Source organism: Bacillus cereus group sp. BceL291, assembly GCF_051776705.1.
GTDB classification, from domain to species: domain Bacteria; phylum Bacillota; class Bacilli; order Bacillales; family Bacillaceae_G; genus Bacillus_A; species Bacillus_A cereus.
Window position 1 is genome coordinate 19,136 of the sequence record NZ_JBPWAP010000060.1, and the last position, 10,162, is coordinate 29,297.

Sequence of the window (10,162 nt, forward strand, 5' to 3'; positions counted from 1 at the left end):
TTTCAGAAGTTCGTATAAAGTTTGTACATAAAACGCTCGTTATATTACTAAAAATAAAAGAACGAGGTTTTATGTCATACGTAAGATGTCTGACCTTTTAGAAAAATAAAAATAAAAAAAGACCCATATGGATTCACTTTCATCTATGAGAGAAAGCTAATCAATATGAGTCCTTTTTTGCGCATAGGCTAATATTCATTAGTTTTCCCCATAGTCCAGCAATTTAAGGTTGCCGGGTAGAAACTCTCGATCCATATTATCAAGTATATATGAGGTAACATCGTCCGTATTAAATTAGTAGTAGCGTAACATTAACAGAGAAGTATCGTCAATAGCTTTTTTTCTTCCAATAGAAAAAGACCATATAAGTATGATAAAATGTAACGCAGTGTTATGAAAAAGAGAGGTCGGAAAATGAGTACTAAAATGACGCCACCAGTTGAGAAAAACGAGTTTATAGATGTAGTATTTGAAGATTTAACACATGATGGTGCCGGTGTTGCGAAAGTAAAGGGCTATCCTATTTTCGTTAAAAACGGATTACCAGGTGAAGAAGCGCAAATTAAAATTATTAAAGTGAAGAAAAACTTCGCATTTGGTCGTTTAATGAAGCTTCATACAGAAAGTCCATATCGTAAAGATGCTGAATGTCCAGTATATAATCAGTGCGGCGGTTGTCAGCTTCAGCACTTAACTTATGAAGGACAATTACAAGCGAAAGAAAAACAAGTACGTGACGTTATGCAACGTATCGGAGGACTAGGTGATGTTCCTGTTCATCCTGTACTTGGCATGGAAAATCCGTGGGTATATCGCAATAAAGCACAAGTACCAATCGGAGAACGTGAAGGCGGACTTGTAGCTGGTTTCTATCGCCAAGGAACGCATGACATCATTAATATGGAATCATGCTTAATTCAGGCAGAAGAAAACGATACATTAATTCAAGAAGTAAAACGTATTTGTGAAAAGCACGGTATCACTGCGTACAACGAAGAGCGTAACAAAGGAACACTTCGTCACGTAATGGCTCGTTACGGACAAGTAACAGGGGAAATTATGCTTGTCTTCATTACACGTACAGCAGAATTGCCGAACAAAAACGCAATCATTGAAGAAATTGCAGCGAAATTCCCAGAAGTAAAATCCATTGTTCAAAACGTAAATACGAAGCGTACGAATGTAATCTTCGGAGATAAAACGACAGTACTGTACGGATCAGAATATATTTATGACTTTATCGGTGACATTAAATTTGCGATTTCAGCACGTTCATTCTATCAAGTAAACCCAGAACAAACGAAAGTGCTATACGATAAAACGTTAGAATACGCAAAATTAAACGGTAACGAAACAGTAATTGATGCCTATTGCGGAATCGGATCAATCTCGTTATTCCTAGCGCAAAAAGCGAAAAAAGTGTACGGCGTTGAAATCGTCCCAGAAGCAATTGAAGACGCAAACCGAAATGCAGCACTAAACAACATGACAAACGCTGAATTTGGGGTAGGAGAAGCAGAAGTAGTCATTCCAAAATGGTACAAAGAAGGCGTAATTGCTGACACAATGGTCGTAGACCCACCGCGTAAAGGCTGTGACGAAGCATTACTAAACACAATCATCGACATGAAGCCAAAACGCGTCGTATACGTATCATGTAACCCAGCAACATTAGCACGTGATTTAAAAGTACTAGAAGAAGGCGGATATAAAACACAGGAAGTACAACCTGTTGATATGTTCCCGCATACGACTCATGTGGAGTGTGTAGCTTGGTTAAGCCTTGAAATATAGGGGGTTTATAATAATTGTTGATGGGTTTGACCACAATCTGACCACATCAACAATTATTTTATGATTTTAATGCCTCACTTAGCGCTATAGTGGCACTTTCTTGCATATCTAACGTAACATGACTATATGTGTCCAATGTGGTCTTAATGGAATTATGTCCTAATCGTTCACTTACGATTTTCGGATTAATACCTAATTTAAGAAGAAGTGTGGCATGGGTATGTCGTAAGTCATGGAATCTAATTTTAGGTACTTGTGCTGTTTTTATAAACCTTTCAAAGACAGTAGTTAATGTTCTTGGATAGATTGGCCTACCATCTTCTCTACTGAAAACTAAGTCATTATCTTCATAAGCTTTACCGATAGCTAATTTAAATTCATTTTGTTTTGCTTTATAACTTTTCAACTCTTTACATAAGCTTTGGTCAATAGAAATTAAGCGTTTAGAACCCGATGTTTTCGGTTCTGTAAATCGAAATCCTAATTCATCGTAAATTAGAGTTTCAGTCACACTAACTTTACCTTCAACTAAATCTACGTTTTTCCACTTTAAGCCTAGCAATTCACCTCTACGCATACCGGTATTAAGTGCAAGTAAAAATAAATGATAGTAAATAGGATTGTCAAATTTAGCGTATGTTAAGAAGGTTTTCGTCTCCTCAATTGACCACGTATTATTGACCACTTTTCGTGGGCGAGGGATTTCTACATGTTCAAACGGGTTTTTATATAAAAGTTCCCATTTAACAGCATCTTCTAATGCCCCTTTTAAAACGATAAAAATATACTCAATGTATTTAGGAGATAATTCTTCATCGATTAGCGATTTAACAAATCGTTGTCCATGTAGAGGTTTTAAATCTTTCAGTTTATGCGAACCAACTACAGGAATAATCCTACTGTTCACAGCTCGTCTATAATTAATGAATGTACTATCTCTCACTCGTTGCTTAGCTGTGTTTTCAAGCCACTCCTGTAAATATTCACTGAGAGTAAGATTTTTATCATCAACTAGACTCCCAGTATTAAACTGATGAATAAGTTCATTACATGCTCTTTCGGCTTCTTTCTTTGTTTTAAAGCCTGATACTGTTTTTTGTTTTCTTTTGCCAGTAAGAGGATCTCTTCCAATATCAATTGTAAATGACCACTTTTCACCGCGTTTTCTAAAATATCCTTTCATTATCCATACCTCCTTGAACTAATAGTATTCGAATAGTATAAATAATTCCAGTATTAGAAAAAGGAAAAAGTAACTCAGATGAGTTACTTTATGGTAAACTATATTCAACTGTATACGTCGGGTGGCTGGTTGCTATCCTTTCTCTTTATTTTAGAGAGGAAGGAGGTGACCCTTATGATGGAATATTTACTTTCTTTGTCTCAGGATTTACTCAAGGTATTCCTAACTATAGTTGTTACAGCTTATGCAAATAAGTTCGCTAACAATTTGTTTAAGAAAAGTAAAAGAGCCACCCCTCGCCGTCAGAAGCAGGGTAGCTCTAGAAGAAAATAAATAGCAACCTTACCACCTGATGGCGGCAGTTACTGAAGAGATGTTACAGCATCTCTTCTTTTATTCTATGCAATTCAGATAAGTGTCATACTCAATATATAGTAAATATATATTCACTATACAATGGTGATTCTAGTGCCTATATTACCATAGTCATATTTTTTGGTCAACGCAAATAGCGGGGATTGAGAATAAATTTATAATGGTCCACAAAATAAAGTTTCATGTTAAAATATATGTATCCATACTTCTAAGTCCGCACATGTTGCGGGCTTTTTTATTGATATAAAATCAGTATTTTAATCAAAAAAAGACACCCTAAGGTGCCCTCATACGACTTGATAACCACTTTAATTTTAATAATATGTATCTCGCAAATATAATTTTACCATATTTATCTATACAGTTTGTTGAGAAATATGAATCTAATCAATATTTTGTTAAATCATTATCACTTGATGTACTAGTGTTCGCTTCTTTAATTTGCTCAGATTTGTTTTTTATATCTTCATTAATAGCAATGTTAATATTTCCTTTTACTTTTTTATACTCCTGTATTAAAGAATTAACATTTTGATTAAATGAGATTAAACTACCGGTTGGAGAGTTCACTTGCTCATTAAGTGCCGTTACGATGCTATATATTTTTTTATATTCTTCGTATAGTTCCTTATATTGTTCAGGGTGTTCTTTTGTAGCTTCAGAGATAACTTTCAGTTGTTGCCCCATCTCTGAGTACAATAGATCAGCATGTTTAATCATTTTATCAGATTCTGTTTTTTTGGATATTATCTCCGCGTTAAAATCTTTTCTGTTGTTAATTGCCTCAGACCATGTAGTTGAATAGCCTGATAACACGGTTGTTGAAAACCATTCAAAAGAATCAATATTGTTATAAAAATTTGCGGCTGCCATCACATATTCGCTTTCTTTTTTCTGTTCCTGAGCAACGGCCTTATGTTCATTTTCGATTCCCAGTGTAATAAAAATGATTACGAATAGCACTACAAAAGAAGCAATAGAAGTTCCGAAAGATATTGCGGATTTTACGAATAATGGTTTCGTCTCATTGTTTTTCTTCTTATTAATGAATGCCATAATCAGAAAAATCAATGCAGCTATAAGCGCAATAATACTGAACCAGGCTAAAGTTCCTCCTATTGCTTGACCTAGAACATATCCTGTTCCATATTCTGAGTCTCCAAACTTAATGCTATTATAGAGCCCTCTAATAAATAATAGGGTTAGTATCCCTATACTAATTAAAATAAACATTTTATTAGATATTTTCATTTTTAATCCTCCAAAAACGTAAGATTTCTGAAGTTAGCATAGCAAACATAATATTAATAAATTGTCATATTATGTCGAATGAGCAAATAAAAAAAAGAGAGCAAATAGCTCTCTTACTCAAATTGTAAAAAGATGAATATTTTACAATTTGAAATTGGAAAACATTTCTTCTACAATCAAATCATAACAACTCGTCAGTCTCGGCTAAGACTTTAGAATAAAATACGAGTTGTTTGCAGAAACGCTCTCTTCGAGGTTCATCTAACGCCGCATACGTTTGTTGAACTTCTTTGAGGGTATTGCGTAACATTTCCTCTTTTGTATTGCTATACCCATTACATAGTAGGTCTAACGATACATCAAAAAAGGAGCTGATTTGAAGAAGTGTTTCCATGCTCGGCTCAAACATTGCATTCTCATAATTATTTATCTGATTGCGACTGAGGTTTAGTTGTTCACCGAGCTGTTCTTGTGTTAAATCTTTAGACTTTCTAAGCTTTTTTAAATTTTGACCAAATACTTCTAACGCTTTCATAATTCGAGTATAGTCTTTAAGTATTCAACATACTATATATGATTGTAAAACAATCAATAGTATATATAATGATTTCTAAATGAGGTGAAAAGTGAATAATAATAAGAACTAGTGTTCCCTTTCGGAGTGATTGGTGGTAAAATATTCATATAAGCTTCATTGATGAAAAAATGTAAAATTGCATATGTAACTAAATCTTGATTTATAGCGATTAAAAAACTTTCTCAACATTTGATTAACAATTATTTTGTTAAAATTGTAAAAATTCGTGTTAGTATTGAAATAACTAAAACGAACGAAAAAAGACCCATATGAGCGCGTTCAAGAGGGACTCTCACACCGCCTCTTAAACCGTTCCCTAACCTAGACTTAGGAAACACTTACCCATACGAGTCACATCTAAGTATAACACAAAATTAAGATATTCCCTTCTCGTAATCTGTTTCCAACTTGAGAAATTGTTAGGATGGCGTCCTGTGTTCAGGAAAGGGAAGTGTAGTTATCGTGGAAGATTTAATGAAACGTATTAAAAAACAAGCTGACAGAAGGGGATTAACATTCCCGGATATTGAACGAAAAACTGGAGTGGATCGAGTAGTAATAACTGATGCAGTAAGTGGGAAAACTTCAGAAATGAAATTTGATAAGTTTTTACCTGTAGCTTCGATTCTTTTTGAAGATATGGAAGAACGAAAAGAGATTCTTAATGAATTTATCATGCTATGTTCGGGTGATTTAAATATTCGCAAAGCGTTATGTTATTGTCAGGGCATTGGTGAGTATGAAGTTATAGATAAACTGATTGAAAAACATCAAAAAAATATCCATTTAAAGAAATACTTTAAAATCTACAAATTATTTAATAATAGAAGTCTAAATGTTAAACGAGGACAATCTTTAATTGATGACATGGATAAAGTTATGTTTGCAAATGATCCAGAAGTTCAAGTTTTAGTAAATATGTTATACAGCTTTTCGATGTATGATGTTTTTAATTATAGAGCTATGCTCCCATATTCTGATAAAGTAGAAAAAAATTTAGCGCTTATAAAAAATGCATTTTTAAAATCTTGTCATGAAATACATTACAATGTTCGTAGTGCATATATTAATTTATTCAATGAAGATTTGACTGAGTGCAGAATTAAGTGTGAAGCAATATTAAAAACAGATTTGGAAGCGCCAATAATTAAAGCAACAGCCTTATGTTGCGTTGGGGAGTCCTATATGTTTACCGATGTTTTAAAAGCAGAAAAATATATTTTAGAAAGTATAAAGTATCTAGAGGAAAACGGCATTTCAAAACAAAGTAGAAAATATAAGTCTTTTCAATCTACACTTGCTTTTCTGTATATCGATAACGGGTTTAATTTAGATAAAATAGATTTTTCTTGTATTGATTTATCTGAAGTTGCATATTATGAAGGTTTATATGGAGATAAGAATAAAGCACTAAAAATGTTTGAAGAATTAGCCAAAGAAAGAAAATTAGATTCACCGTTCACAATGTACTATATTTCCAGAATTAACAATGATATACTAGGATTAAGAGAAGCTTTGAAACGCTTTGAACGGGTTGGAAACTATCACTATGCTAATGCTGTGAAACGTGTGTTAGCATCATTAGAAAAGAAAGTGGGATGAGGATGAAAAAAATTAGTGTAGCAATTTTATGTATTATGAGTGCTTTTACTCTATCATTGAATGTAGGGGCAGCGACTAAGGACAGTAAAGAACAACCAGTTAAACAACAAGTACAATACATGATGTCTGAGCCTGGCGGGCTTTGATAATAAAAATTAAATAGTTAATAAAGAGTTAGAGGTTGCGATTTCGCAGCCTCTTTCGTGATTTTTGGGGGATGTTGGTTTTTGGATAAGAAACAAAAAATCGACACCTAATATTTACCAACAACTAAGGGAGGAAGTTATTTTGATGAATAAAGGGGTAGAAGTAAAAGTGAAGCAAATGGTACAAGTGTTATTAGGAAGTGACAATGTGACAGGTGATGTAGTTTATGTATTAGACGAATTACATAAGCAAGGGCTACTAACAGATATTGAATTAAGGAAATTTCAACATATACAGACAACAAAAAAAGGAATAGCTTCTTGCTAATCCTTTTTTGTTATTTAAGCATTCTTTTAACTGCAACTTCTAACAAATCTTTAAGACTTTCCACATCATCCTCAGATAATTTTTTTCCGTCCCAATGTAATTTTTGATTATCAAAGAAATCTTTAATATTAGAAGATGTTGCTTTCTCTAGCGTTGGATCGTCAGTTTTACACAAAATATAGTCGGTTGTTGTATTATGCAAGTCAGCTAATTTACAAATCATTTCCGCATCTGGTTTTCTATAATTAGTTTCATACCCACTATAAGTTGAGTCGCCTATCCCTAACTTGGAAGAAATTTCTTTCATAGTCCATTTTTGTTTATTCCTTAAATATTTTAAACGTTCCCCTATGTTCATGTTTAAAACCTCCCTATAAATAAAGATAACATTTCACAGAACAAAATCAATATTTTTTTCGCGCTACGCGAATTTATTTTATTTAGAAAAAATTTTAGAAAAGATATTTACATATTCGCGAATCGCGAGTATACTAAAGTCAAACATATGACATCGGAGGTAAACATGAAAAGAGAATGGTTAATCAAATTGCGTGAAAATAAAGGTCTGAAGCAATTTGAGGTAGCTAAGAAACTAGATATCTCTTCTAACTATTATTGTGAAATTGAAAATGGAAAGAAGAATCCTAGATGGAATATAGCTATGCGAATTGCGGAGTTCTTTGGTGTATCGGTAGATAATTTTTTTTATAATCCCACTCTCGTTTCGAGAGTGGAGGGGGAAAGAGAGGTAAACGAAAATGAATCAATTACAAGTTGCACAACATCCGGTAAGTGAGTTTGTTTTTATGGAAGGGCATAAAGTGGTTACGGATAGCTTAACGATTTCTCAAATGTTCGGTAAACGTCACGATCATGTGATGAGAGACATTGAAATTCAAATCGAAAAGCTAATAGAAGCAGGAGAACAACAATGGGGTATCACCAACTTTGGGGAGACCCGGTATCAACACCAACAAAACAAACAATGGTATGAAAAATATAATTTAACAGAAGATGCCTTTGCGATTGTCGCAATGAGCTACATAACGCCTGAAGCGATGAAGATGAAAATTAAGTTTTTAAATGAATTCAAACGAATGAAAGAATACATTCAAAAACAGCAGCAACCATCAATCGAAGATTCAATTATTTACAGCATGACTGAACTAAAACAAATCAAATCACGCCAAGATCATGCGGAAGAAGAAATGAACAAAATGAAAATTTTAGTAGATAATGAGCTTTGGCTTACTGAACAAAACAAAGGTGCTGTTCAACGAAAAGTGAAACAACGTGTTTTCGAACTAAGAAAAGAAGGTTATGATAATGCATCTTATCAAGGGGTGTATGGAGCATTGAAAAGGCATTTCGGGGTAGCTAAATACGATAAAATACCACGAAAACATTATCAAAATGCAATGAAATTCATTTCTGGATGGTATCCGCCTGAAAGACCTAATTTATTCGATGATCATGTTTCTTAATTACAAAATTAAAATTTTATAAAAAGAAAGGAAGATATAAAAAATGAAGAATGCAACAGTTCAAATAGCATTAGCAGTCACAAAGTTTTCAGCTCAAAAAGGATGGAGCGATGAAGAATTTTGGGAGGCGATCGAGTTACTTCGTTTCAATAAAGAAGATGCAAGACAGACAGCGATAGAAAAACTAGATGCTATCCCAGTTACTTACGATAGTACAAATGATTATCCAATTATGTTGAAAGTAGATCATGTAGCAGAAGTATTAGGAATTTCGCAAAGAAAGGCATACGACATTATGGATCAAAAAGGATTCCCGTTAGTCAAAATCGGGCGTAAGAAGGTGGTTCCAAGGGATGCATTCTTTAATTGGCTAGAAAAGGGGGTGTCAGCATGATGGAAGATACAACATCATTAGCAGTATTCGCAATGTTTATCGGGTGCAGTGCATCGTTACTTTACATTACTTACGAACCGATAAAACGATGGGCTTGGAGTGATGTAAAACAAAATAAAAAGACCCATGACAGTGGGTCCTCTAAGAAAAAACACTTGTTATAAGTATACCACAGAAAGTAGGGGAATAGTGCATGGATTTAAATGAATATCAAGTGCTATTACCTAATAAATTTTGGGACTTAGCAGAGAGCAAGGATGAATTAAAACAAATGATTGAACATTACTTCAAAGTTGGTTATCCGTATTATGAAATTCAACGAATTATTAAAAGCGGACCAGCATATGTGGCGGTTTGTACAAGGAGGTAAATGAATGGCTACTTTTCGAGTTAATAAAGATAAGAACTATACGACAATAAATAATACAGGTCTTAAAGATACAAGGTTAAGTTGGAAAGCGAAAGGAATTTTAGCATATATTCTTACACTTCCAGATGATTGGATTTTTTATATGGAAGAAGTAACAAAGCATTCTAAGGATGGGATAGCAAGTTTGAAAGCTGGAATGAAGGAATTAAAGGAATGTGGTTATGTTAAGCGGTTCCCGATTAAAGGAGAAAACGGAAAGATTAGTAAATGGGAAACGATTATATACGAAGTACCACAAGTCGAAAAACCACTAGTAGAAAATCAACTAGTGGAAAAACCACCGGTGGAGAATCTACCAGTAGAAAATCAACCGCTACTAAGTACTAAAGAACTAAGTACTAATAAACAAAGTAGTAGTAGCATCTTCTCTTTCTACGAAAATAATTTCGGTATTTTAAATTCATTCATAGCTGAAAGTATTTCACAATGGGTAAACGATACAAGCGAAGAACTTGTACAAGCAGCTATGGAACGTGCTTTGAAACAACAGAAGAAATGGAATTATGCTGAGGGCATTTTAAAACAGTGGGTTAATAAAAACATTCGTACTTTAGCTGATGTTAATGCGGCAGAAATAGAGTTTAAAAACAAAGGTAAA

Annotated in this window: 15 protein-coding genes and 1 riboswitch; of the genes, 11 read left to right on the forward strand and 4 right to left on the reverse strand. The window is 33.7% G+C overall.

The annotated features are described in order from the left end of the window. Window positions 1-191: 191 nt before the first annotated feature. Window positions 192-293, reverse strand: a riboswitch (purine riboswitch). Window positions 294-393: 100 nt separating this feature from the next. Continuing rightward, window positions 394-1,794, forward strand: coding sequence for a 23S rRNA (uracil(1939)-C(5))-methyltransferase RlmD (gene rlmD / locus ACS2CR_RS26635; RefSeq protein WP_141527170.1), 1,401 nt, complete (start codon window positions 394-396; stop codon window positions 1,792-1,794). A gap of 58 nt (window positions 1,795-1,852) precedes the next feature. On the opposite strand, the gene ACS2CR_RS26640 is transcribed toward rlmD, so the two are convergent. Beyond that, the gene (locus ACS2CR_RS26640; RefSeq protein ID WP_069354836.1) at window positions 1,853-2,977 is read right to left on the reverse strand and encodes a tyrosine-type recombinase/integrase; all 1,125 of its coding nucleotides are present in this window, start codon (window positions 2,975-2,977) and stop codon (window positions 1,853-1,855) included. Between the two features lie 174 nt (window positions 2,978-3,151). Between ACS2CR_RS26640 and ACS2CR_RS26645 the strand changes: the two genes are divergently transcribed. After that, window positions 3,152-3,310 (forward strand): hypothetical protein, encoded by a 159-nt coding sequence (locus ACS2CR_RS26645; RefSeq protein ID WP_000970855.1) that lies wholly within the window; start codon window positions 3,152-3,154, stop codon window positions 3,308-3,310. A 429-nt stretch (window positions 3,311-3,739) separates the two neighbouring features. Here the strand turns inward: ACS2CR_RS26645 and ACS2CR_RS26650 are convergent, their stop codons facing one another. Beyond that, window positions 3,740-4,603, reverse strand: a complete 864-nt coding sequence (locus ACS2CR_RS26650; RefSeq protein WP_151159898.1) for a hypothetical protein — start codon at window positions 4,601-4,603, stop codon at window positions 3,740-3,742. Between the two features lie 181 nt (window positions 4,604-4,784). Next, complete coding sequence (locus ACS2CR_RS26655; RefSeq protein ID WP_000645346.1) at window positions 4,785-5,138, reverse strand: helix-turn-helix domain-containing protein; 354 nt, start codon at window positions 5,136-5,138, stop codon at window positions 4,785-4,787. A 504-nt stretch (window positions 5,139-5,642) separates the two neighbouring features. Between ACS2CR_RS26655 and ACS2CR_RS26660 the strand changes: the two genes are divergently transcribed. The 3 genes from ACS2CR_RS26660 to ACS2CR_RS26670 all read left to right on the forward strand — a co-directional run bounded on the left by ACS2CR_RS26660 (window position 5,643) and on the right by ACS2CR_RS26670 (window position 7,256). Then, window positions 5,643-6,782: an AimR family lysis-lysogeny pheromone receptor gene (locus ACS2CR_RS26660; RefSeq protein ID WP_000389800.1), complete on the forward strand. Its 1,140-nt coding sequence runs from the start codon at window positions 5,643-5,645 to the stop codon at window positions 6,780-6,782. A gap of 2 nt (window positions 6,783-6,784) precedes the next feature. Continuing rightward, on the forward strand, window positions 6,785-6,928 hold the full coding sequence (locus tag ACS2CR_RS26665; protein ID WP_172965957.1) for a hypothetical protein: 144 nt from the start codon (window positions 6,785-6,787) through the stop codon (window positions 6,926-6,928). 145 nt (window positions 6,929-7,073) lie between these two features. Then, the gene (locus ACS2CR_RS26670; protein WP_003276353.1) at window positions 7,074-7,256 is read left to right on the forward strand and encodes a hypothetical protein; all 183 of its coding nucleotides are present in this window, start codon (window positions 7,074-7,076) and stop codon (window positions 7,254-7,256) included. Window positions 7,257-7,266: 10 nt separating this feature from the next. Here the strand turns inward: ACS2CR_RS26670 and ACS2CR_RS26675 are convergent, their stop codons facing one another. Further along, on the reverse strand, window positions 7,267-7,614 hold the full coding sequence (locus tag ACS2CR_RS26675; RefSeq protein ID WP_001020466.1) for a helix-turn-helix domain-containing protein: 348 nt from the start codon (window positions 7,612-7,614) through the stop codon (window positions 7,267-7,269). A 165-nt stretch (window positions 7,615-7,779) separates the two neighbouring features. Between ACS2CR_RS26675 and ACS2CR_RS26680 the strand changes: the two genes are divergently transcribed. The 6 genes from ACS2CR_RS26680 to ACS2CR_RS26705 form a co-directional block, all read left to right on the forward strand. Beyond that, on the forward strand, window positions 7,780-8,052 hold the full coding sequence (locus ACS2CR_RS26680; RefSeq protein ID WP_438906100.1) for a helix-turn-helix transcriptional regulator: 273 nt from the start codon (window positions 7,780-7,782) through the stop codon (window positions 8,050-8,052). Further along, entirely contained in the window at window positions 8,015-8,740 is a 726-nt protein-coding gene (locus ACS2CR_RS26685; RefSeq protein WP_069354843.1) for an ORF6C domain-containing protein, read from the forward strand. The genes ACS2CR_RS26680 and ACS2CR_RS26685 overlap by 38 nt, the downstream gene beginning before the upstream one ends. A gap of 43 nt (window positions 8,741-8,783) precedes the next feature. After that, window positions 8,784-9,134: a helix-turn-helix domain-containing protein gene (locus ACS2CR_RS26690; protein WP_088065310.1), complete on the forward strand. Its 351-nt coding sequence runs from the start codon at window positions 8,784-8,786 to the stop codon at window positions 9,132-9,134. Then, the gene (locus ACS2CR_RS26695) at window positions 9,131-9,298 is read left to right on the forward strand and encodes a hypothetical protein (RefSeq protein WP_016097575.1); all 168 of its coding nucleotides are present in this window, start codon (window positions 9,131-9,133) and stop codon (window positions 9,296-9,298) included. The genes ACS2CR_RS26690 and ACS2CR_RS26695 overlap by 4 nt, the downstream gene beginning before the upstream one ends. Window positions 9,299-9,327: 29 nt before the next feature. Continuing rightward, on the forward strand, window positions 9,328-9,504 hold the full coding sequence (locus tag ACS2CR_RS26700) for a hypothetical protein (protein ID WP_086406898.1): 177 nt from the start codon (window positions 9,328-9,330) through the stop codon (window positions 9,502-9,504). Between the two features lie 4 nt (window positions 9,505-9,508). Beyond that, the coding region (locus ACS2CR_RS26705) for a DnaD domain-containing protein (RefSeq protein WP_438906101.1) at window positions 9,509-10,162 on the forward strand (654 nt) is incomplete at its 3' end.

Bases quoted from the DNA above. Each gene is read 5' to 3' on its own strand.
- ACS2CR_RS26700 (WP_086406898.1), top strand. From the start codon at position 9,328: ATGGATTTAAATGAATATCAAGTGCTATTACCTAATAAATTTTGGGAC.
- ACS2CR_RS26640 (WP_069354836.1), bottom strand. From the start codon at position 2,977: ATGAAAGGATATTTTAGAAAACGCGGTGAAAAGTGGTCATTTACAATT.
- ACS2CR_RS26670 (WP_003276353.1), top strand. From the start codon at position 7,074: ATGAATAAAGGGGTAGAAGTAAAAGTGAAGCAAATGGTACAAGTGTTA.
- ACS2CR_RS26665 (WP_172965957.1), top strand. From the start codon at position 6,785: ATGAAAAAAATTAGTGTAGCAATTTTATGTATTATGAGTGCTTTTACT.
- ACS2CR_RS26675 (WP_001020466.1), bottom strand. From the start codon at position 7,614: ATGAACATAGGGGAACGTTTAAAATATTTAAGGAATAAACAAAAATGG.
- rlmD (WP_141527170.1), top strand. From the start codon at position 394: ATGAAAAAGAGAGGTCGGAAAATGAGTACTAAAATGACGCCACCAGTT.
- ACS2CR_RS26685 (WP_069354843.1), top strand. From the start codon at position 8,015: ATGAATCAATTACAAGTTGCACAACATCCGGTAAGTGAGTTTGTTTTT.
- ACS2CR_RS26655 (WP_000645346.1), bottom strand. From the start codon at position 5,138: ATGAAAGCGTTAGAAGTATTTGGTCAAAATTTAAAAAAGCTTAGAAAG.
- ACS2CR_RS26695 (WP_016097575.1), top strand. From the start codon at position 9,131: ATGATGGAAGATACAACATCATTAGCAGTATTCGCAATGTTTATCGGG.
- ACS2CR_RS26650 (WP_151159898.1), bottom strand. From the start codon at position 4,603: ATGAAAATATCTAATAAAATGTTTATTTTAATTAGTATAGGGATACTA.
- ACS2CR_RS26645 (WP_000970855.1), top strand. From the start codon at position 3,152: ATGATGGAATATTTACTTTCTTTGTCTCAGGATTTACTCAAGGTATTC.
- ACS2CR_RS26690 (WP_088065310.1), top strand. From the start codon at position 8,784: ATGAAGAATGCAACAGTTCAAATAGCATTAGCAGTCACAAAGTTTTCA.
- ACS2CR_RS26680 (WP_438906100.1), top strand. From the start codon at position 7,780: ATGAAAAGAGAATGGTTAATCAAATTGCGTGAAAATAAAGGTCTGAAG.